This window comes from Lacinutrix sp. MEBiC02404, from assembly GCF_053601575.1.
Window position 1 is genome coordinate 110,350 of sequence record NZ_JBSHNV010000189.1, and the last position, 22,618, is coordinate 132,967.

The following is a 22,618-nucleotide window of genomic DNA, read 5'->3' on the forward strand; positions in this document are numbered from 1 at the left end:
AACTTTAAAATCAAGTGTATGGAAACGTCATTTCACATGTCATTACCATGTTTAAGTGTAACAAAAACGAAAGATTTTTACACGAAAAGTATTGGTGCTTCCTTAGGAAGAATGACTAAAAATTGGGTAGATATTAATTTGTTTAATCATCAGTTAACGTTTATTAAAGCCGAGAAGTTTCATTTCAATAGTCCTAATTATGTGTTTGAAGGTAAAATATTACCATCCTTTCACTTTGGTGTTATTGTAGATGTAGATACTTGGGAGAAAATTTACGAAAAACTAAAAGAGCAAAAATTAGAAGTAGTAACACAGACTACTTTTTTAGAAGACAAACCAGGAGAGCATGTCTCCTTTTTTGTAAAAGACCCAAATGATTATATGTTAGAATTTAAAAGTTTTAAAGACCAAAAACAAATGTTTATCTCATAATGTACAAAGTTGTTGCTTATCAAGTAGCAAACACTATCCAAATAAAAGCTAGTAAACAGCAATTGCAATGGCAGTTGCTGTTTCAAGATAGTGACGAGCTGTATTATAAAAGCTCAGAAAATAAATTTATCTATATTTTTCACTACGGAATGGTTAGTTTTTTTAATATGAATGCTACAGAAATAGCATCGGTATTGGAAGAAATAAAACCATTTTGTAATACCTATATTTCTGAAAAACTTTCCGAAGATATTCAAATAGAAGTCCGAGAAAATTCCTTAAAAGTAGAATATAATAACGTTATTTTACCAGAGCTAAATGATGAAATGATTCGTTTAGTGATGTTAAATACTTCGCAATCTGTAGCATTAGATCGCTATGCAGATATTACCGAAGAATTACTTATTGAAACACATGAACATACCAAATACCTCGAGAATAAAGGGAAATTGGATATTTCAGGAAATAAGTTAAAACGTTTTATAGGAAGAGTATTGAACATTAAAAATAAGATTTCGGAGAATCTGTATATTTTTGATTCCCCCGAAAGTACTTGGGAAAATGAACAACTTAATAAGCTAAATCAGGAGCTTAAAATTTCTTTCGATTTAAAAGATAGATACCGATTAATTCATGACCGAATAGAAATTATTAAAGAGAATTTAGAGCTCTTTAAAGATATTATGGATCATAAAGAAAGTAGCAGATTAGAGTGGATCATTATTATTCTAATTGTTATTGAAGTAATAGATATGTTTATTTTAAAATTTAATTAATCCTAAAGCGAATTTGAAACGTATATAGAAGAAATACATTGTACTACCACTGTTTCCTAGGTTGAAATGGTTTAAGTAATTCGGACTTTAGGTAGAAATTTTTCCGATACATATTTCTAACTTTTAAATATTTATCAAAAATGAAAACAAAAATCACATTAGTACTTGCTGTTTTATGTATTGCTTTAACCAGTTTTACAACGATGAATCAAGATCGAATTACTGTAGATGGACAGTACGACGGAAACGATGCTTATGGCTATAATTTTATAGTTTTTAATGCCGATGACGAAGAAACTACGCTAACGCTTCATGAAGTAGAAGAAGATGTATTAGCCGATTATGATTTAGATACAGAAGACGTAATAGGATCTCATTTCCAAATTACCTATACGGTGTTAACAGAAACTGTTTTAGATGAAAACGGTGAGGAGCAAGAGGAAGAAAAATTGACTATTGTAGCTTTAAAACCTATAAACTAAATTAAGTATTCCATTATAATAAAAAAAAGAGGCTATCTACAGATAGCCTCTTTTTTTATAGAATAATTTTTAATAAATCATAATATTCTTTGGTGATATGTAAGCCATTATGTCCAGCATCTGTAATGGGATGAATTGTGATATTTTCTGGTTGTAAAGCGTATAGTTTTTTGGTGTTTGTTTCTGGGTTTATTAAAAAATCACGCGTACCATAACATATATGTATTGGGCACTTTACTTCTTGTACAAATTGATAGGAAGGAATATCATACCGAATTAAAAATTGAGGTACGGGAGGCGCAATCTCTTCCGCAATTAGTGTTTTCCAAGAGTAATAAGGCGCGTTTAAAATGAGCATTTTAGGATTGTTTTTAGATGCTACATAACTAGCTATTCCTGTGCCTAAAGAAAAACCTAAAACGGTAATTTTGTCTTCGTCGTATCTAGTTTTAGTGTAATCGTAAACTTTTTGTGCATCACTAAAAAGCTCTTCGCTGTTGCTATAATGACCATCACTTTTACCATAGTTCCTATAATCTACAAAAAGTACATCATAATCGTTTTCTAAAAATAAATGTGCGCGTTTTCCCCAATCATGAATCGCTCCGGCATTACCATGAAAGTATAAAATAACACCTTTAGGTGCTTCGGCTTTAAAAAGGACAGCGTTTAAAAAAACATCTTTTTCTACTTCGATATTTACTTCTTCAAAAGGTTCTTTAAACTGAAAAACATAATCTTTTTCTAAGTGTTTCGGATTAAAAAAGAAGCGTTCCTGTTTGAAATATAAAAACACCAACGAGAAAAGATACAACAGTATTAGCGCTACAACAGTTCTTTTTAAGCGTCTTAATATTTTTTTAAAATTAATTTTCAATAGATTTTCTTTTTATGAGCTCATACAAAAATACACTAAAAACAATAAGATACTCCAATGCAATAATATATAGGTTTTCGGACTTGTCTGCTTTGTCAATTTGTATGTATGCCAAGTAGCTTAGAATGATAGCAAAACTCCAAACTAAAGGGAATTTGTAAGTCGTAAATACAGATAGAATTAATAAGGTTGCTATATACCAAGGATGTATGGTTGTGCTTAGAAATAAGTAAAAAGCAAATGCAAATAGCATCGATTGTAAGAGTTGTTTTGTGCTTGTATTCTTTTTGAAAAATGCCAAGAATAAAATAAACAAGAGTACTAAAACAGGAAGGGTTTTACCAATAATTGCAATTTCGTTATAGCCTCTAAACCAATAACCGATTTCTCTAGCAATGTAGTAAACACTGGCATTAAACTCGAAATTCTGAAACCATAAACCAACTGTTTGTGCATAATTGTTTATAAATTCGGAAGAATAAAAAGGAAGAAATAATAGTAGCGTTACCATGCCTATTATTGCATAAAATGATATAAGCTTTGTCATACTTAGTGCAGTCGAAGTATTTTTGTTTTCTAAAGATTGCTTCGTTGTGCCTGCAAGGACGTTTCCTTTCTTGAAATATTTAAATAATAAAGGCAAAAATAGCAACGGAATTAATTTCACCGAAATCGAACAAGCAAAAACTACAGCAGCTTGTTTCCATTTATTAATATGTAATAGGTATAAACTCCAAACTAGAAAGAAAATCATAACCCCTTCAAAGTGTAAATTCCCAGTAAGTTCTATAATTATAAAAGGGTTTAAAATGTACCAAAAAATGTTTTCTACAGGTAGATTTAGTTTTTCGAGAAGCTTTTTTCCAAAGTATAGGGTTCCAAAATCAGCCGCAATAATTAGTAGTCTTAAAACCATAGCTGCACCCAAAATACTTTTCCCGCCAAATATTCCTGCAATCACAAAGCAGAGCTGGTTTATTGGCGGGTAGTTTGTGAAGTGGCTTCCGTTGAGGGTTCCCATTCCAGCATATAATGCTTCCGCTTGGTTCACTGGTAATTCATTATATGTTAAAAAAGATTCAGGTGTGTATAAATACGGATTAAAGCCTTCCAAAATCATGCGTCCGTCCCAAATAAAACGATAAAAGTCTTGCGACAGATTAGGAATGGCAAGAATAAATACGGCCCGAAATATAAAGGCAATCCAAGCTAAAAATTTAAAATTGTTTCTGTGGATGCGAACCAATTTATAAAACAGGATAAACAATGCAACATACAGTGTAATTAGCTTTATGTAATCTGTTCTTACTAAATTATAGGCAAAAGAAAAGTAGAATAGTATACATGCTATTACCAGTAAAATGGAAGGTTTTTTGAGTTTTAAAAAAAAGGTATTGTAAAGCATGGCTCAAATATAAATATTATTTGTTTGTCGGCTTTAAAGGTTTGAAATTACTATTGGATTTAAAAATATACGGGTTCGTTTTTTTCTTTTTAAATGTTTTTACGACAAACATGGGACTGTTTTTAGAAAATGCAGCCTATCGAAATTCTATTTATACGAAACAATTTCCAACTGGTTCTTGGCTTGGTGTTAAAGAATTGGCAGTGCCAGAATTCATGATTGAAATCGAACTAGAAGTGCATAAAACGGAGTAATGAACTGCGTTAGCGATTGATGCGGCATCCTTTTTTGGCGTCTGTTCGAGTGCATTTGTGAAGCATGAGCAAATTGGTATCGAGAACAAGGGAAAAAAGATATAGCGGAAAGCGCGACTTTTTATGATCCTGCAAGGTTTTGGAAACCTGGCAGGATTATAAAAAGAAACGCCCAAATTATAACTAGGCTTTAGAGGTTAAAGATTTTAAAAATACAAATCCGAAACCTAAGAAAAGCATCAGATGAAAAGGGAATAATCCAAAATCACCACCTTGATCACCAACTACAAAAGCGCTGTATAGACCAAAGGCAAAATAGAGCATAAGCATACCTTCAATAATTACGTGAGCAGAAATATTTTTCTTTAAGTATTTATTGCCTTTCCAACTATCTGTTACGCTATTTATATTAAACTTTGGTGTACGTATAAAATCACTTCGTTTACCCAAATGACCTTCTAAAACGGCAATCGAATTATGTAGTGAAAAGCCCATTGCTATAGAGAAAAAGGTGAAAAATAATACAATGTATTGCAGGAAATTTTTCGCACCACTTCCGTAGGTTTTCTTGTACATATACCAGTAGCAAATAAAGAAAATAAGCGTACTAATAACAAAGAAACTCATGACATAAAAGTACGGTTTTAAGTGCGCGTATTCGTTTTTAATGTAAAGCATTGGAATGCTTAATATAGCAACAATAAGTACGTTTAAAAACATGGTAGAGTTCAGTAAATGCAGTAAACCGTGTACTTTTGTTTTAGTAGAAATGTTTTTGCTTCTAACCACTTTAAGCATCATTTTTCTGAAGTTTTCTGCGCCACCTTTGTTCCATCGAAACTGTTGCGAGCGTGCAGCACTAATTACTACAGGTAATTCTGCTGGAGTTTCTACATCTTCTAAGTACTTAAATTTCCAGTTTTTAAGTTGTGCTCTGTAGCTCAAATCTAAATCTTCGGTTAGTGTATCACCTTCCCAATTTCCTGCATCTAGAATACATGTTTTTCGCCAAACGCCTGCAGTACCATTGAAATTGATAAAATGCCCTTTGCTATTTCTACCAACTTGCTCTAAGGTGAAATGCGCATCTAAAGCAAAAGCTTGAATTTTTGTTAGCGTAGAATAGTTTCTATTAATATGTGCCCAACGGGTTTGTACCACACCAATTTGTTTGTCTTTAAAATATGGAATGGTTTGTTTTAGCCAGTTTTTATTTGGGAGAAAATCGGCATCAAAAATAACGATGAATTCTCCTTTAGCCATTTTTAAACCTTCCTTTAACGCACCAGCTTTAAAACCTTGTCTATTGGTTCTACAAATATGTTTGATGTCTAATCCTTGTGCTTTTAGTTTTTCAATTTGCAATGCGGTAGTGTCAACGGTTTCATCGGTAGAATCGTCTAGTACTTGAATTTCTAACTTGTCTTTTGGGTATTCTATTTTTGCAATATTGTCCAGCAAACGTTCCATAACATACAACTCGTTGTACACTGGAAGTTGTATGGTTACTAAAGGGGTTTCATCTGCGTTTTTTAAATTGAATTTTGGCGAATGATCTTCCTTTTTTTGTGCAGCAATATAATTAAACAGCAAGTTTAATTGTGCCAGAGCATAAAAGAAAATCAGCAATAATGCAGTGGAATATATAATGATAATTGTGGTTTCTAAAATCATTTCATATGCTGATTTTAATTGTTTTATTAATGGTCATGTGTAATTCGCTATTAAAATTTATTATAGTATTAGGAGGTTGTTTTTGGCTCATTTCTTAAAGCTGTATTTAAAGATCCATCCAAGGATTTTAATTCCTGCAAAAACGCTTCCTTTTACCGTTCCTGAAACTTTAGAAACACCAATTCGGTTTCTGTAGTTTACAGGTATTTCTAGGTATGTTAATTTTTGTTTTAAAGCTTTTAATTGCATTTCTACGGTCCAACCATAGGTTTTATCTTCCATGTTTAAGTTTAAAAGCGTATCGTATTTAATAGCTCTAAATGGTCCTAGATCTGTAAATTTTGCTCCAAAAAACAGTTTCATTAAAAAGGTTGCTAACCAGTTTCCAAAAATCTGTTGCGGTGTCATAGAACCCGTTTCGCGAAGTTCTTTAACTCTTGCCCCAATAACAAAGTCGATATTATCTTCTAAAATTGGTTGTATAATTTTGGTTAATTCTTCTGGGTAATCGCTATAATCGCCATCTAGAAAAACAATAATATCTGGTTTGCTTTCTTGTTTTGAAATGTAATCCATTCCTTTTAAGCAGGCATATCCATAGCCTTTTCTGTTTTCTTTTAAAACGGTTGCTCCAGCATTTTTTGCGTTAGCTTCTGTAGCATCTGTGGAGTTATTACTAATAACAATTACTTCATCTACCATTTTAGGAATGTCATGAATAACATTCGCAATAGAGTCTTGTTCGTTATAAGCAGGTATTATTACTTTTATTTTGGGCATTTACTTAAGATCACTTAATTTATTTTCTCTTTTAAAAGCGGCCAAATCGGTCCACGTTTTAATCTTTTTTCCTTCTGAAAATTTACTGGCGGAAACTAGCTTTTCGTTTTTATACATCAAGCAATAGCCGTTTTTCTGATTGTCTTTTAATTGACATTTATGATTTACATTTCCTTTACTATCATAAAACAACCACCAATCTGATTTTTTACCGTTAATAAAATGGCCTTCTTTTTCTTTCGTGCCATTGTTTTTATAAAATGTCCAGTATTTGGTTTCTAGTCCAGATTTGTAATCCCCCGTTTTTTCTTGTTTTCCGTTATCGAAATAAAACGTCCAAAAACCATCTTCTTGTCCGTTTTTAAAAAGACCTTCCGATTGGAGGTTACCGTTATTGTGATAGTTTTTCCAATATGCTATTGGTTTTCCGTTTGCAAAGTTACCTTCTTTTTTTAGGATACCATTAAAATGATAGAATTTCCAATAATTATTAAAAAGGCCTTTGCTGTAATTGCCTTTGCGCATTAGGTTTCCATTGGTATGATAGCTTTGCCAACAACCAGTTTCTAATCCATTTTCATAATTACCAAACTTATTTCGCGTCTTATCTGGATAGAAGTAGGTCCAAAAACCAGATCGTTTTCCGTTTAAAAAATGACCTTCGGCTTCTAGGTTTTTATTTTCGTAATAAAACGTCCAAAAGCCATCTTCTAAATCTTTATTAAAGACGCCTGCTTTTTCTATGTTTCCGTTTAGATGATAGAATTTCCAGTATTCGGTTTTAAGGTTGTTTTCTGTCCAACCTTCCGCTTTTATTGAACCATTCTTATAATATGTTTTGGAGTACGTTTTTTCCGCGAAAGCGTTACAACTTACAAGCAATATTAATAAGTATAGTATTTTTTTCATGGAAAAGTTAAATTCGGATCCCGTGTAAATACAAGAACTTAATTTTTATTTAATAAGTCCATAAGGTCTACATCGTTACCTAATAACACTTCAGTCGGATTAATTCTTCCATCCATACTATCATTCTCTAATTTTAATACACCTCTTGGGCAAACCGCGCTACAAACACCGCAACCAACGCAACTGGAGCGTACAATGTTTTCTCCTTTTTGCGCATAAGCACGAACATCGATCCCCATTTCACAGCTATTAGAACAATTCCCGCATGAGATACATTGTCCGCCATTGGTTGTAATTCTAAATCTAGAGAATAAACGTTGTTGGATTCCCATAATAGTTGCCATTGGACAGCCCATTCTGCACCAAGTTCTGTTTCCTAAAATAGGATAGAATCCGGTACCGATAACTCCAGAAAATATAGAGCCGATTCCGAAACCATAAAAGCTTCGTAATGCGCTATCAAAATTATACGAGTTTTGGTTTAAGCCGAAGGAGAAATAACTTGCATTAATTTGTATCTGACTTAAGTCGAAGAAAGAAAAGAATACTAGGAAGGCGATTGTTAAAATGTAAAAACCAATAGCACCTTTAAAGGCACTTTTATTTAATTCTTCTCTTTTAAAATAAAGGATTCCTGCTAATAATACGGTTAAGAATACGCCAATACTGATTAGAAATACATTTTTTGTAAACCAGTATTTTTCGGAATCATAACCTAAATATGTGGATATTACGGCCACTGTTGTTACTACGGAAAATACAAGGACAGAATTAATCATCCATCTTTCCAGTTTCCATGCTTTTGTACCTTTATCACTTAGGTGTCTAAAAGCATCTCCTGCAGTTTCTGCCAATCCGCCACAACCACAAACCCATGAACAATACCAACGTTTTCCGTATTTGTAAGTTAGGAATGGGGAAATAACAAAAATCATTACTACCCCTAAAATTAAGAAAAACATTCCTACGGTTTGTGCATTTATAAATTGATCTACGCGCCATTGATCAAAAGCATAGTAGTTTAAAGGCCACATGTTTTTAAGATCATTATATGGCAAGGAGAAATCGTCTGAATTTAATCGCGCCATTAATTCTGGAATCACAAAAGCAAATGCCGTTTGAAAAAACATAACCGATGCGGTACGCAATTGTTGGTAGCGGTTGTGTCTATATTTTAACATGAACTTATATCCGAAAGCTAAAATAGCGACGGTGTATAAGGTTCCATATACAAACCATTGGCTAGCATTATTACCGCTTAAAAGATTGCTTAACGGATCGAAAAGAGCTACTAAGCCAGTATTTGCTGCGCCATCCACTCCTAGTCCTAAATAGGTAGGAAAGAAATAAAGTACAATATAAAATGCCGTTAAAATAATACCTAATGCCCAACCTAAAACGCCTCTTGAGGATAACGATTTAAACCAAACACCATCATTTTTTATACCTTCTAATTTGGTAAGGTATGCTTCTCTAGAATATATAATGGTGCCGCCAATAACCAAACCTAAGGATATGGCTAAGAAAACGGCTCTATTAGGAAAGTCTACATTAAATATAGCGAGTACTAGTATAAATAACCCGACCAAGCCAGTTGCTAAAGCTATTTTTTGTTTGGTAGTTATGTTTAAAGCATCTGGTGTTGCCAAAGACATACTGTGATCTATTTTATTGCTCATTTATTTTAGGGTTATACTGTTTGTAGTTGGTTATTGTAAGCAGCTAGAATGTCTTTTTCAAAATGCTTGTAAAATTCTGGATCGAAATTCGCTTTAGGTAGATTTTTTATTACATAATCTACATCGCGTTTTTCGGTTAGCCAACGATCAAATATTTCGTGACGCATTCTTATCCCGAAAGTATTAATTCCTAAAAAGGCATTTGTTTCTTTGTGGTAAGCTACGGTAATACATTTGGTGTCATCTTCGTGTATCCAGTGAAAATGTTTTTCATATTCTGGACGACCGCGATCTGCAAATACCCAACCATAGGTTTGGTATTCAATATCTAAGAATTTAGCAGAATTAAACCAATGACCTGGTTTATACTCCATCGTGTTTCCACAAATGGTTTGCGCTAATACTTCTCCCATCATTCTGCCCGTATACCAAACTGCTTCAATAGGTCTGCGTTGTCCAATACCATCATCACGTTGTTCGGCACAATCGCCAATGGCATAAACATCTGGAATATTTGTTTCTAAATGTCTGTTTACTAAAACACCTCTATTAATTTCAATATCAGAAGATTTTATAAAATCAATATTTGGAGTAACACCAGCAGTTAAACCAACAACGTTACATGCTATTTCTTCTCCAGTTTCTACGATGACAATCGATTTTACGTTTCCATTTTCGTCCGATTTTATTTCTTGTAAATTAGTGGATAAACGTAAATCGATATGGTGATTTTTAATATGTCTATTAATCATAGCACTTTCACCTTCTGGTAAAACACCATTCCAAAAACTATCTTCTCGTACTAAAAAAGTTACAGGAATACTTCTGGAGTTTAGCATTTCGGCTAATTCAATACCTATCAATCCGCCACCAACAATTACAGCGCGTTTACATACTTTGTTATTTGGTGCATTACGTTCTATACTATCTAAATCTTGTTTGCTATATAAACCTTGTGCTCCTTCTAGATCTTGACCTGGCCAGCCAAACTTATTAGGTTTACTTCCAGTTGCAATTACTAAGGTGTCGTATTGTAAGCTATCACCTTCTGCAAATTGCAGTGTTTTAGAGGTTGTTTCTATAGATTTTACAAAGCCCTTTTTTAATTCGATGCGATTCTTTTTCCAAAACGAATTTTCATAAGGTTGTGTATGTTCAAACTTCATGTGTCCCATGTATATGTACATTAAAGCAGTACGTGAGAAAAAGTAATCGGTTTCGGCAGATACGATAGTTATTTTTTTATCCGAATTTTTTCGAATATGTCTGGCTACGGTTACGCCGGAAATGCCATTTCCTATAATAACTACATGTTCCATATTTTAGTTTGGTTTTTTAATTCTATTCTGATTAGGTCGTGATACAAGATAAAAACTTAATCGGTAGTAAGTATTTAGAATAGATATAAACTACGCAGACTTGTAAGGTTTTTTCAGGCAATGAGACGAGAAATTTTCTAATATTTTTTTGAAAGTTTTTACATGTGTTATAGACTTAACCGAAAGTTATACCGATTTGGATGTGAATTTTATCTGAATTTTTTCGGAATAAAAGAAAAGAATTAAACCATATTAAAATGAAAAAAATAATAGTAGTAGCATTAATTTTATTAGGCCATTTTTCCGCGAAAGCGCAAAACTTAGAAACCTTTTTTACACAAGCAGATGCCTTTTTTAAAGTAAATGTTGTAGACGGAAAAGTAGCTTACGATGCAATTAAAAAAGATACGAAATCTTTAGATGCAGTTTTAAAAATAGCAGAAGGAATAACCGTTTCTAAAACAGATGCTACAAATTACCAAGCCTTTTGGATAAACGCTTATAATTTATCGGTGATTAAAGGATTGGTAGATAATTATCCAACAAAATCTCCATTAGAGGATAGTGGTTTTTTCGATAAAACAATATATCATTTGGCAGGCAAGAAAGTAACCTTAAACACTATTGAAAACAAATTGCTACGCGCAGAATTTAAAGATCCTCGTTTTCATTTTGTATTAGTTTGTGGCGCTGTTGGTTGTCCGCCATTAATTAGTAAAGCATACTTGCCAAAGACATTAGAAGCACAATTGCAAAAGCAAACACAGTTCGCTTTAAACGGTGATTATTTTATAAAAGTGAACGCGAAAAAGAAAAGTGTTTCCGGTTCTAAAATATTAGAATGGTATAAAGAAGATTTTATTGCGAATGGACAAACAGAAATAGAATATATAAATACCATTAGAACCGAAAAAATACCAACAGATTATAAGCTAACGTATTTTGAATACGATTGGAAAATAAACAAACAATAACACACGAATTAACTAACTAAGAATAAATAAAATTTAAAAATGAAAAAAGTAATTGTATTAGTAATAGCCTTGGTAATAAATTTTGTTGGGTTCGCACAGGAGGAAAAAGAGCCAACAAGGAGTAATGTTCAGGAATTTACACCAAGTAAATTATTAAACAAAGGACAATGGGATATTAAGTTTTTTAATAGTTTGTACACGCAAACCAAAAAAACAGGAGAAGGAACAGGGAAGTCTTTTGATGTGGATAGAGAGAATTTTTTCACCAATACGACAGAAATTTATACTGGAGTTAGTAAAAATGCAAGAATCAATGTTGGTTTGATTATTCAGGTAAGAGCCAATAATTATGGTGGTCAAGACGCTTTTAGTGTTTTCGATTTTGAAAACAATGGTGTAGATTCTAGAAGTGGTTTAACAACCATAGCACCTTCTATTAGAGTGCAGCCTTTTGCAAGTGTGCCTAACTTTTCTTTTACAAGTTCTGTGTATTTACCAGTTTTTAAAGACAAAGATGTTCCTGTATATTTAGATAAAAGAAGTACGTTTTGGGAAACAAAATTCTTCTATGATAAAACTTTTGGTGGTGGCGATTGGCAAATATTTACCGAGGCTGATTTCGGATTTAATTTTGGGGAATCTACTTCAGACGCTATTAAAAGCGGAGATGCTGTTAATGTAGGTGAGCGTTTTGCGAATAACAGTTTATTTCTTCCAGTAAGTGCTTTTTTAAGTTATTTTCCGTCATCTAAATCGACCTTGTTTGTAAATGCGCAACAAGCATTTTTAATGGATTTAGGAAACGACTTTGAACAAAATTATACGCAATTAGGTTTTGGTGGTAAATACCAATTAACCAAAGTATTAAATTTAGAAGCTTCTTATGGTAAAATTGTAAGAGGAAATAATTTTCAAGGATTAGGAAGTACTTTCAGTTTAGGACTTAGAGCATTACTATAAAGAAAAGAACATTTTTAAAAGTGTATAGAAAAGGATCCCGCCGTATTAGCGGGATCTTTTTCTTATATTTCGTGAATAATTGAATAGAATGAAATACATCAAGCTTCTTTTTATTGCTGTAATCTGTACGTTACAATCCTGCTCATCACAAACAAAAATTAATGGTGTAAGTTTTGTAGCATCTAGAACTGCTGTAACTGAAGAACATGTAAATCCGGTAAAAGATATTAATGCCAATTTTGCCGCAGTAATGCCTTTTGGGTTTATTAGAGAATTAAAAAATCCCGAAGTTGTTTACAATACAGAAAGACAATGGTACGGTGAAAGTAGCGTAGGAGTCCAGCAGTATGCAAAAAGCTTAGAAGCAAAAGGCATAAAAATAATGATTAAACCGCAAATTTGGGTTTCTCGAGGGCAATTTACGGGGTATATAGAAATGGAAACCGAAGCCGATTGGCAAATATTAGAAACTTCATATGCTAATTTTATTTTAGAGTATGCAAAATTAGCCCAAGAAATTAATGCCGATATCTTTTGTATTGGTACCGAATTAGAACAATTTGTAACCAACAGACCTGCATATTGGAGTGCGCTAATTGTAGAAATAAGAAAAGTGTACAAAGGAAAACTTACCTATGCCGCAAATTGGGATGAGTTTAAAAGAACTCCTTTTTGGAATGCATTAGATTATATTGGAGTAGATGCTTATTTTCCAATTAGTGCTAGTAAAACACCAACGGTAGCAGAATGTTTGGAAGGTTGGAAAACGCATAAGTCCGTGATAAAAGAGATTTCAGACAGACATAAAAAACCAATTTTATTTACAGAGTTTGGTTATAGAAGTGCCGATTACGCAGGAAAAGAACCTTGGGATTCTGAAAGAGGTTTGGATGTTGTAAATTTTGAAGCACAGAATAATACCACCAAAGCACTGTTCGATACCTTTTGGAAAGAAGATTGGTTTGCGGGAGGATTTATATGGAAATGGTTTCATGACCATGCCAATGTTGGTGGTGAAAAGGATAACCGGTTTACACCTCAGAATAAGCCTGTAGAAAAAATAATTAAAGCGTATTTTCAAGCCTAAAAAAGATGCTCTATAGAAAAATAGTCATACTAATTATTGCTTTTATATCTACTATTGCTGTAGGTCAGGATAAAATGATTTCGGACTTAAAAATTCAAGGAAACAAAAAGCTAAAAACGTCCCTAGTTAAAAAAATCTCTAAAGCCAAAGCAGGAAAAGTTTTAGATTCCACTATTTTAGAAGAAGATATTAAACGATTAAAACGTTTGCCAGCTGTTGCACATGCGTATTATCAAGTGTTTCTTTCGCATGATAATAGTTATAATGTGTTTTATAATATAGAAGAGAATTTTACCATTATTCCGTCGGTAAGTATTTATACCACAAATGATGACGAGTTTGCTTATCGTTTGGGTGTTTATGAGTTTAATGCATTAGGTCAGAATATTATTTTTGGCGGGTTTTATCAGAAAGATATCTTTAGTTCCTATGGTATAAATTTTAGAGCACCTTTCCTGTTTAGTAGAGCATTTGGTTTAGCAATCAATCATCAAAACTTAAATACGGAAGAACCGGTTTTCTTTGATGGAACTACTGCTAATTACAAGTACAAGAATAAATCGTATGAAGTTTTAGCATTGTATCAACCTAATTTTAAAAACCGCTTTGAAGTTGGTATAAATTATTTTCTAGAAGAATATAAATATATAAATGGCGCTACTAATCCTTCCGTGCCACAAGAATTGTCTATTAATAAAGTACTCTATAAAGGTATTTATGAATTTAATAGTCTAGATTATGATTACCAGTATGTATCCGGATTTAGAAGCTTGTTTAATTTTCAATATGTAACTGCAACTAGTCCAGATGGCTCTGATTTTGTAATTGGATGGAATGATTTACATTATTACAAAAGAGTAGGAAATAAAGGAAATTGGGCAAGTAGATTGCGCGTTGGTTTAGCAACTAATGATGAAACGCCATTTGCTCCTTTTTCTGTAGATAATAATGTCAATTTAAGAGGTGTTGGTAATACCATTGATAGAGGTACAGGAGCTATCGTTGTGAATACCGAATATAGACACACGCTATTAGATAAAGATTGGTTAGCCATTCAAGGGAATGCTTTTATAGATGCTGGTACTTGGCGAAATCCTGGTGGTGGTTTTGGCGATTTTGGGGAATCCAAAAATATTAGAGTATATCCTGGGTTTGGTTTTAGATTTATACATAAACGCATCTTTAATGCTATTTTTAGAATAGATTATGGCTTCGGAATTACTAAAGGTGAAACACAAGGTTTAGTTTTTGGTATTGGGCAATATTTTTAGCGGATATGCTTTATGTAATAGGCATATAAATCTTCCGCGGAAGCACCCAAAGCCTTCTTTATATAAATAGCCAAGAAGTGATATTGTAATTTCCAGATATTAACTTGAATTACTCGATACTTTTAAAATCTTTAATTGCTTGATTTGGTTCTATTACGTTATATCCTTTCCAGAAATCAGGATCGTAGTGTGGTAAATAAGTTGGCTTAATAGCTGCTTTTTCTTTAAAATTATTAAAAGTCTCTTTGGTAATATTATCGTTTTCAAAAACAACTAATTCTTTTTTGTTAATGTTTGTTATTTTTAAATTTATGTTTGCAGAAACCTCATTTTGTTTACGTCTTCCTTTTACATTTTTATTCTTTTCTATAATCCTTATTGGTCTTTTAATTCCAACATTCTCGCCATCCACAATTTCAAAATATTTTAATGCATATTTATCTGCTTTGTTTTTTTCGTAAATGATTGTACCTCTTTGTAAATAATGGTTTACAGATACTCCTAATAGACTAAAATCTCGAAGTGCTTTTACGTTTTCATAATCTAAACGAATAATAGCGAAATCATCTGTATTAACATACATCGTGCCTTTATAATCTTCACCTCGTTTTGGTTTAAAAGCAATTTTATAAACAAAATTACCATTTAAAAAAGCATAGTCTAATAATTCAAATTCGTATCTATTTGACTTGTGAATGATGTTTAGGTTGGAGTCTTCATTTAAAAATCCTTTATTTTCTAAATTAGATATTGTTATTTTTCTGTACTTTAAAAAGTTTTCTTTACGCTCTTTTTCTTCCTTTTTTTTAGCCTCTAAATATGCTACAGATTCTTTGTCTTCTGGAGTTTCAAAAAGGGAAGAATCTATTTCTGTTTTTGTTCCAAACCAACCTGATTTTATTTTAAAATAAGAGTCTCTTTTTATATGTTTTCTTGCAATGGCATTAAACTTTTCTTCGAGTTTTTCTGAATCTATTTCATTGTTTTTATCGTATAATTCGGAAGCTTTTATTATATCTAATTTACTAATAGCATCTGTGTCATTATTTTTATAAAGTACTCCTAGGATTTCTGTGTAATTACTCGATTTTTTAGGTAATACTCGTAATATACTATCTATGAAATTTTGATTGAATTCTGGAATGGTTGTTTTTTCAATGACAACATTATTTTTTACAATATTCGAGTGGTATGATTGTCTGAAAAATAGTTTGCTTTTTTGTAGATCATGACTATAGTTTGTTGGTAAACTGTCTTTTATGAAGTCTATAATCTCATCCATGGAATAATTTTTATTGCTAATTAAAACCTCGTCTAAGTCAATAGATTTCGGACTTAAAGTAATAATACTATCTGTGACGCTTTGAATAGATAGTTGTTTCGTTTTATAACCTAAACAACTAATGAATAAGGAGTCTGTTTTAGTGAATTTTTTATGGATATTTAAATGAAAAACCCCAAAATCATTACTTATAACTCCGCTTGTGTTATTTAGCGAAATTGTTGCATAAGGTATTGGGTTTTGGGTTATAGAGTCTATTATTTTTGCTGCAATTAAATCTTGCGCATGAGAAAGGTTTATAATGCCAAAGAATAATAAAAGGCTGAAGTAGAGGTGTTTCATCTATATTTTTTTACGAATATATATATTGTGAATACCTAAACATTAATTTTAATTTAATCTTAAGTAAATTTTATTACTTTTTAACATTTATGTAATTGTTGTAATACGCATATAAATCTTCCGCACTTGCACCAAACCATTTCTTAATATAAATCATCCAAAAATGATATTGTAATTTCCAGACGCCATGTATTTCATATAGCCTTGCTGAGGTTTGAATCTTTGCATTAATGACTACAAATTCCTTCCTCGCGTAGAGCGCATTAATTAAAATATAGTCTTCGTAGATAGTGAAGGTCTCATTGTAACCACCAATTTCTTGGAATAATTTTTTGGTGATAAACTGACTTTGGTCGCCACCACGACAAGCTTTCCAGTGGAATCTAGTAAACCAACTCGCTAAACCTAACCACCAATGATTACTTTTAAACTGAAGCCTAAAACAACCGGCAGGATTTCCTTTTTCAACTTCATTTAGTAGTAGTTTATCAAAGTTTTTCGGCGGAAAAGAGTCTGCATGTAAAAAATATAAAAGATCTCCGGAAGCTGCTTTTGCTCCAAGATTCATTTGTTTAGCTCTTCCTTTTCCGGAATTAATTAGGTAGATGTTTGGTGGAGCGCAGTCGAAACCTATTGGAGTCCTTTCGGCTTCGCTCGAGGTGACAACAGCCCCAAAATTAGTAACGATTTTTTGCGAACCATCTGTACTTCCGCCATCCACTACAAGTATTTCTGCAATATTTTTGGGAGTACTATTTTCCAATAGATGTGCCAGCAGATTTTTAATGTTTTCTGCTTCATTTAACATTGGAATAATAATGGAAATTTTACTCATTCAAATCCCAGTTATAATCTTTATAGCTTTTTTTAGCGTTGGAAGAAATGTCTACTTCGGAATACGTATTTAAGAAATCAATAAGATCTCCATCTTGTTTAAAATCTTTTGAAAACCATTGAAAAATCTTCGAGATTTTAATTTTATCGGAAGCTATTTCATTTCTATTCGAATCTCCCAAAAATGCTTTGGTAGCATTGGTTAGTTGTTCCTCTAATTTGGAAGCGGTAAAGGCTTCGTTTTGTAATTTCGGACAAGAAAAAGAGGCGCAAACAATAGCAAAATGAATTCTAGGTTCATTCATTTTACGTAAAATTTCATGCTCAATTTCGTTTAGATTGTACCACTTTTCACCAAGTTTCCATAAGCGTTGGTCCCAAGGATCTTTAATGTCTTTGATGCTTTTTACAGGATAATTTCTAATAATTAAATCTACGGTTAATGCGTTGTAGGCGTTAATCCAATAGGCAAGTTTGTCTTGACTGTTCCAATTTTCTGTAGGCATATTCGCTGCCAAAGAATCGATGTAAGCACGTAATGCTGTTGGATTGTTTTTAAAATCTAGGTAGTTTACATTACCAGATTCCGTTACATTTTTTTGTAATAAAGTATGCCATGAGTGATGATTAAAAGCTTCAGGAGCATAATCGTCAATAGCATCTACCACTTCTATTTTAGGAGCTTGAGGTGGCTCTGGTATTTCTTTTTCTATAACTACTTCTGCGTCTGTTTTCGGAGATACATCCTCAGTCTCAATAGCACTAATTTCTTCTTTTTTTACTTCATTATTGGGTATTACTTGTTTGGTAGAAGAACAAGAGCTGATTAGAATTGCAAAAAGAATAATACTAAAGTATTTCATGTTATTTGTTTATTTCTTTGTCAATTCTTAGTACTTTCCCTTACATAAGAAGCTCATTATTTAGAAGTGTTTTTCTTTAAAGGATATAATTCTTGATGAATAAAATCTTTTGGAAAATCTTCATCTCCTTCAAATCCAAGTTCTATGTCTCTGCCGTCATAAGGTATGTGGTTGGTTTTAAAAAGATAATCCCAAATACTTAAAGTAATGCCGTAGTTAATACCATGTGTTGCTCCTTCCGGAAGTTCTTTTACATGATGCCAAATATGCATTTTCGGATTGTTAAACACATATTTTAAAAAGCCATAATCCCAACCTAAATTGGCGTGGTTTAAATGGCCGATAGTAATCGCGAAAAAGTGAACTATTGCCACATCTTGCGCATCAAAACCACCAATAATTGCGATAGGAATATATAGTATAGATTTGTAGATTACAGGTTCCATCCAATGGTAACGTAAGTGTGCTGCAAAGCCCATTTCTTTCACCGAATGATGTACTTTATGGAAGTTCCAAAACATAGGAACACGATGTAATAAACGATGCGTATTCCATTGCATAAAGTCGCTAACCATAAAGAAAATAAATAGGCCTAAAACTCTTGGCAAATTATCTACATCAAACAACTGGAAGCTAGAAATGGATAAACCGACTATGGCTAAAATATCATTAAAAAATGTTGCAGCTGTATTGGATAAAGCAATAAGTACAATGAGATTCAATATAAAGAAATTGAAAAACATATAAAAAGTATCCAGCCAAAAATCTTTTCTAAAAATAGATTGATTCTTTCTCCAAGGGAAAGCAATTTCTAAACCCCAAACAACTAAAGAAATTACAATTAATCCGTAAAAATAATTATCCCAATGGTTAAGCGTAATTAGCTCGTTCTTTAGATAATTGAAATATCCCGAATAGGAATTTTTTATGATGTCTATGTATTTTTCCATGTTATTTCCTGCGAAGGCAGGAATCTTATTTATAATAAATTATTTCTTTTAAGGTTTTCGACTACACTCAAAATGACACTAAATATATTATGCATTTATTTTAGTTTTATTCATGAGATTCCTGCTTTCGCAGGAATGATATTATCGCCTAACAACAACCGCCACCATCATAATGGAAAGTAGATTCTGAAAAATAAATATCATCTCTGTTTAGTGCTTGTAATGCATTTGCAGTTTTATCGCAAATTGCCAATGGTTGATTTTTTAATAAGATATGTCCTTCTTTATCATCAAAATAATCTTGGTCGCCATAATAAATAGCAGCTTTTCCAGTAAAAATACAAGGTCCGTCTTTAGGCATTGGATCTTTTATAGCAGCAACTTCGATAGATTCAATATAAATCAATTCGTCTGTTGGGTAATTTTTAGGGTCTAGAATTCTATATGGTTTTCTAGCGCGAATTTCAATAGTTCCAAAACCAGCATCGGTTAGTGCTTTTACGTATTCGGCAATTGGTAAGCTTCCACTTAGGCATAAAGCTCTTAGTCTTTCGTCGTTACGCAAAGTATCATTCATTGGTTGCTCACAAGTAGGATCACTCATCACCAGTTTTCCATGTGGTTTTAAAACACGATACATTTCTTCTATGGCTTTCTTTAAATCTTCCGCTTTAAAAATATTGAATAAGCAGTTTTGCGCAGCAACATCGATAGAGTTATCTGCTACATTAAGGTTTAATGCATCTCCTTTTACAAGGTCTACAAATTCCGATTTAAACCAAGGATTTTGTGCTTCGGCTTCGATAAAGTTTTTACGAGAAGCTTCAAGCATTTCGTCTACAACATCAATACCTACAACACCACCTTTTTGGCGATTAAAATATGCGAATTGTAAAAGTTCCATTCCGCCACCAACACCAACATAAAGCATTTTTGGGTTATTGGTTAAATCACGAGCATGTACCGTAGAACCACAGCCGTAATTCATCTCTTGCATGATTTTCGGGATTTTTAATCCTGGTAATTCCCAAATCGGGTTAGTGGTGCAGCATAATCCAACATCTGGTGTTAATGCTGCTTCTTTGTATACGTCGTGTGTGGTTTCTAGGTAACTCATGTTTTCATTCCTGCGTAGGCAGGAATCTTTTTATTAATTATTAATATTATTTTATATTCATTTTGTCTGGATACAAAACGAATCAAAAAATCAAATTGAAATGAGGAATTTTTTATTCCTTTATTGGGAATAAAAACCAAAAACTAAATCTAAATTTTTTCCAAGGCTTCAAAAATTTTTTACGATTTAATTTTTATATTCTGCATTTCAATGGTCAATGCTTAGGCATTGATTTGGGACTTGATTTTTTGCCTTTAAAAGTCAAATCCTATGTTTTTTTCATCCTAGTAAGCGCGTTAAGGATTGAGGCTTTGTTGGAGCTCCTCGCAGAGAGCGACTGCCGAAAGCCAGACCCTTGTGGTAACGCCCTAATTATTTTACTAAATACTTTTTATCAATTCTTTAAATAATGTAATCATGTCTGGTTCTGCTTTCGCAGCCATGGCAATGATTTCATTAATATTTACAGGTTTTAGGTTGTTTGGGTCGCATTCATCTGTTAAAACAGATACTGCTGCTACTTTTAATTTTAAATGATTGGCAACAATAATCTCTGGAACGGTACTCATACCAACAGCATCGGTACCAATAATTTTAAGCATTCTGTATTCTGCTCTTGTTTCTAATTGCGGACCAACAACACTTGTGTAAACACCTTCGTGCAATGTTATATTGTTTGCTTGTGCAATAGCTTTAAAGCTTGCATTGATTTTTGCATCATAAGGAGCGCTCATATCTGTAAAACGCTCTCCTAAATCGGAAACCCCTTTAAATGCCAAAGGAGAACCACCTTGAAGATTAATATGATCTTCAATTAACATTAATTCCCCTTTTTTATAGTCCGTGTTTATTGCTCCAGAAGCATTAGAAACCAATAAGGTGGTGATGCCTAATTTTTCCATAATACGAACAGGATAGGTTACGTCTTGTAATGAATATCCTTCATAAATATGAAAACGCCCTTGCATAACCACTACTTTTTTTCCTGCTAAAACGCCGTAAATAAGTTTTCCTTTATGGAACTCTACGGTTGCTGTTGGGAAATTTGGAATATGATTATAGCTTGCTTCTGCAAGTATATCTATTTCATCAATGAGTTTTCCAAGTCCAGTACCAAGAATAATTCCTACTTCTGGTTTGTCGAAACCCTTTTCTTGAAGGTATGCTACAGTTTCGTTTATAAATTTAATCATTTGTAATTATTAGTTTTTTTAAAGTGGAATTATGCTCCATATCTTCAAAAGTATCAATATCATTTAACTTTTCTAGTTGATGAATTTTAAATTTTTGTAAATCTTTCATCGTGTCTTTAAAAACGGATGAAGTTCCCCATGCTTTGTTGTCAAAAACTTCGGTATGCACTGTTTTCATTCCTAATAAATAGTAACCACCATCTTTTGCTGGGCCGATAACAACATCTCTGATTTCTAATTTTTGAAATGCTTCGTCTATGTGTTTTTCTTTTAAGTCGAATAAATCGCTACCAACAATAAGTACTTTTTCGTATCCGTTTTGGAAGGCGTTTTGAAATGCATGAAGCATTCGCTCTCCTAAATCATCTCCTTTTTGTTGGTGTTTTTGGTATGCGGAATTATCCCAAATATCTTGATCTCTAACTTTTTCTGAATAATAAACTGCTTTGTCGCTATCTATGTTTCTAATCGTTTTTTCGGTGTGTTCTAATAAAAAGCTATAAATATGTAATGCAGAAGCGTCTCCAATAGTTTTTGCTAAACGTGTTTTTACTTTCCCGAGTTCTGGGTTTCTTGTAAATACAATTATGAGGTTTTTGTTTTTCAAATTAGTTGTTTTGTTAGCAGTTATCAGTCGTTATATATTTTATTCCCTTTTAAAAGCCATTTGCTCCATGCTTTAGAAAATGTATGTATGTCTTCGGTTTCTTCCTCTTCCATATTGTATACAATGAAGTTGTTGTTTTTCCATTCAAAAATTCCGCCATACAAATTAAGAACGTTTGTATATCCGGCTTTTTTAAGTTGTTCTGCGACTTTTTCAGAACGAATGCCTAACGAACAATATACAACTATTTGTTGCTGCTTGTTCTTTAAACGCGTTGTTGTTTCATTTAAATTGAAGTGATCATAACCTACATGCAAAGCGTCTTTAATATGACTAACCTTATATTCTTCTATTTCTCTTGCGTCTAAAATAATGGCTTGCGTTTTAGGCATCGCTAGCTCTTGAACAGAAACATAGGGAACACTTTTGGTGTTATGCAGGATAAGAAGTTCTTTAATGGTTTCTTGGCTATGTGCCGAAAAACTTAAAAGTAAAATAGATAATATAAAGAGTTTTCGCATTTTTAATTAGTATAAATAATATGTAGAACC

General features: G+C 32.6%; 23 protein-coding genes. 8 read left to right on the forward strand and 15 right to left on the reverse strand.

All coding sequences use genetic code 11. From position 1 onward, the window contains the following. The first annotated feature begins 18 nt into the window (after window positions 1-18). The 3 genes from ACVCXO_RS11365 to ACVCXO_RS11375 all read left to right on the forward strand — a co-directional run bounded on the left by ACVCXO_RS11365 (window position 19) and on the right by ACVCXO_RS11375 (window position 1,690). A complete protein-coding gene (locus ACVCXO_RS11365; protein WP_452229705.1) occupies window positions 19-432 on the forward strand; it encodes a VOC family protein in 414 nt (137 codons plus the stop codon). After that, on the forward strand, window positions 432-1,208 hold the full coding sequence (locus ACVCXO_RS11370; protein WP_452229706.1) for an RMD1 family protein: 777 nt from the start codon (window positions 432-434) through the stop codon (window positions 1,206-1,208). The genes ACVCXO_RS11365 and ACVCXO_RS11370 overlap by 1 nt, the downstream gene beginning before the upstream one ends. 140 nt (window positions 1,209-1,348) lie before the next feature. Beyond that, on the forward strand, window positions 1,349-1,690 hold the full coding sequence (locus ACVCXO_RS11375; RefSeq protein WP_452229707.1) for a hypothetical protein: 342 nt from the start codon (window positions 1,349-1,351) through the stop codon (window positions 1,688-1,690). Window positions 1,691-1,745: 55 nt separating this feature from the next. On the opposite strand, the gene ACVCXO_RS11380 is transcribed toward ACVCXO_RS11375, so the two are convergent. After that, a complete protein-coding gene (locus tag ACVCXO_RS11380) occupies window positions 1,746-2,567 on the reverse strand; it encodes an alpha/beta hydrolase (protein WP_452229708.1) in 822 nt (273 codons plus the stop codon). Next, window positions 2,557-3,972: a mannosyltransferase gene (locus tag ACVCXO_RS11385; protein WP_452229709.1), complete on the reverse strand. Its 1,416-nt coding sequence runs from the start codon at window positions 3,970-3,972 to the stop codon at window positions 2,557-2,559. The genes ACVCXO_RS11380 and ACVCXO_RS11385 overlap by 11 nt, the downstream gene beginning before the upstream one ends. Before the next feature lie 110 nt (window positions 3,973-4,082). On the opposite strand from ACVCXO_RS11385, the gene ACVCXO_RS11390 reads away from it, so the two are divergent. Further along, window positions 4,083-4,226 carry a hypothetical protein gene (locus ACVCXO_RS11390; protein WP_452229710.1) on the forward strand — a complete coding sequence of 48 codons (144 nt, stop codon included), beginning with the start codon at window positions 4,083-4,085 and terminating at the stop codon, window positions 4,224-4,226. Between the two features lie 183 nt (window positions 4,227-4,409). On the opposite strand, the gene ACVCXO_RS11395 is transcribed toward ACVCXO_RS11390, so the two are convergent. The 5 genes from ACVCXO_RS11395 to ACVCXO_RS11415 form a co-directional block, all read right to left on the reverse strand. Continuing rightward, window positions 4,410-5,900, reverse strand: coding sequence for a cellulose synthase family protein (locus ACVCXO_RS11395; RefSeq protein ID WP_452229711.1), 1,491 nt, complete (start codon window positions 5,898-5,900; stop codon window positions 4,410-4,412). Window positions 5,901-5,987: 87 nt separating this feature from the next. Then, on the reverse strand, window positions 5,988-6,680 hold the full coding sequence (locus ACVCXO_RS11400; protein ID WP_452229712.1) for a glycosyltransferase family 2 protein: 693 nt from the start codon (window positions 6,678-6,680) through the stop codon (window positions 5,988-5,990). Continuing rightward, window positions 6,681-7,589, reverse strand: a complete 909-nt coding sequence (locus tag ACVCXO_RS11405; protein ID WP_452229713.1) for a toxin-antitoxin system YwqK family antitoxin — start codon at window positions 7,587-7,589, stop codon at window positions 6,681-6,683. 38 nt (window positions 7,590-7,627) lie between these two features. Then, complete coding sequence (locus tag ACVCXO_RS11410; protein ID WP_452229714.1) at window positions 7,628-9,268, reverse strand: 4Fe-4S binding protein; 1,641 nt, start codon at window positions 9,266-9,268, stop codon at window positions 7,628-7,630. 11 nt (window positions 9,269-9,279) lie between these two features. Beyond that, window positions 9,280-10,587 (reverse strand): NAD(P)/FAD-dependent oxidoreductase, encoded by a 1,308-nt coding sequence (locus ACVCXO_RS11415; protein ID WP_452229715.1) that lies wholly within the window; start codon window positions 10,585-10,587, stop codon window positions 9,280-9,282. Between the two features lie 257 nt (window positions 10,588-10,844). On the opposite strand from ACVCXO_RS11415, the gene ACVCXO_RS11420 reads away from it, so the two are divergent. From ACVCXO_RS11420 to ACVCXO_RS11435, 4 genes are all read left to right on the forward strand, one after another. Next, window positions 10,845-11,561 (forward strand): DUF547 domain-containing protein, encoded by a 717-nt coding sequence (locus ACVCXO_RS11420; RefSeq protein ID WP_452229716.1) that lies wholly within the window; start codon window positions 10,845-10,847, stop codon window positions 11,559-11,561. Between the two features lie 39 nt (window positions 11,562-11,600). Continuing rightward, window positions 11,601-12,521: a hypothetical protein gene (locus ACVCXO_RS11425; RefSeq protein WP_452229717.1), complete on the forward strand. Its 921-nt coding sequence runs from the start codon at window positions 11,601-11,603 to the stop codon at window positions 12,519-12,521. Window positions 12,522-12,609: 88 nt separating this feature from the next. Further along, window positions 12,610-13,608 (forward strand): glycoside hydrolase family 113, encoded by a 999-nt coding sequence (locus tag ACVCXO_RS11430; RefSeq protein WP_452229718.1) that lies wholly within the window; start codon window positions 12,610-12,612, stop codon window positions 13,606-13,608. A 5-nt stretch (window positions 13,609-13,613) separates the two neighbouring features. Beyond that, a complete protein-coding gene (locus ACVCXO_RS11435) occupies window positions 13,614-14,879 on the forward strand; it encodes a POTRA domain-containing protein (RefSeq protein ID WP_452229719.1) in 1,266 nt (421 codons plus the stop codon). A gap of 109 nt (window positions 14,880-14,988) precedes the next feature. Here ACVCXO_RS11435 and ACVCXO_RS11440 read toward each other — a convergent pair whose 3' ends face one another. The 8 genes from ACVCXO_RS11440 to ACVCXO_RS11475 all read right to left on the reverse strand — a co-directional run bounded on the left by ACVCXO_RS11440 (window position 14,989) and on the right by ACVCXO_RS11475 (window position 22,588). Next, a complete protein-coding gene (locus tag ACVCXO_RS11440) occupies window positions 14,989-16,503 on the reverse strand; it encodes a carboxypeptidase-like regulatory domain-containing protein (RefSeq protein WP_452229720.1) in 1,515 nt (504 codons plus the stop codon). 73 nt (window positions 16,504-16,576) lie between these two features. Next, a complete protein-coding gene (locus ACVCXO_RS11445) occupies window positions 16,577-17,338 on the reverse strand; it encodes a TIGR04283 family arsenosugar biosynthesis glycosyltransferase (RefSeq protein WP_452229721.1) in 762 nt (253 codons plus the stop codon). Then, window positions 17,331-18,200, reverse strand: coding sequence for a DUF547 domain-containing protein (locus ACVCXO_RS11450; protein ID WP_452229722.1), 870 nt, complete (start codon window positions 18,198-18,200; stop codon window positions 17,331-17,333). The genes ACVCXO_RS11445 and ACVCXO_RS11450 overlap by 8 nt, the downstream gene beginning before the upstream one ends. A gap of 56 nt (window positions 18,201-18,256) precedes the next feature. After that, a complete protein-coding gene (locus tag ACVCXO_RS11455) occupies window positions 18,257-19,150 on the reverse strand; it encodes a sterol desaturase family protein (RefSeq protein WP_452229723.1) in 894 nt (297 codons plus the stop codon). Between the two features lie 148 nt (window positions 19,151-19,298). Beyond that, window positions 19,299-20,267 carry an arsenosugar biosynthesis arsenite methyltransferase ArsM gene (gene arsM, locus ACVCXO_RS11460; protein WP_452229724.1) on the reverse strand — a complete coding sequence of 323 codons (969 nt, stop codon included), beginning with the start codon at window positions 20,265-20,267 and terminating at the stop codon, window positions 19,299-19,301. 380 nt (window positions 20,268-20,647) lie between these two features. After that, window positions 20,648-21,460, reverse strand: coding sequence for a purine-nucleoside phosphorylase (locus ACVCXO_RS11465; RefSeq protein WP_452229725.1), 813 nt, complete (start codon window positions 21,458-21,460; stop codon window positions 20,648-20,650). After that, complete coding sequence (locus tag ACVCXO_RS11470) at window positions 21,453-22,067, reverse strand: TIGR04282 family arsenosugar biosynthesis glycosyltransferase (RefSeq protein ID WP_452229726.1); 615 nt, start codon at window positions 22,065-22,067, stop codon at window positions 21,453-21,455. The genes ACVCXO_RS11465 and ACVCXO_RS11470 overlap by 8 nt, the downstream gene beginning before the upstream one ends. Window positions 22,068-22,090: 23 nt before the next feature. Further along, window positions 22,091-22,588 (reverse strand): rhodanese-like domain-containing protein, encoded by a 498-nt coding sequence (locus ACVCXO_RS11475; protein ID WP_452229727.1) that lies wholly within the window; start codon window positions 22,586-22,588, stop codon window positions 22,091-22,093. Window positions 22,589-22,618 lie beyond the last annotated feature (30 nt).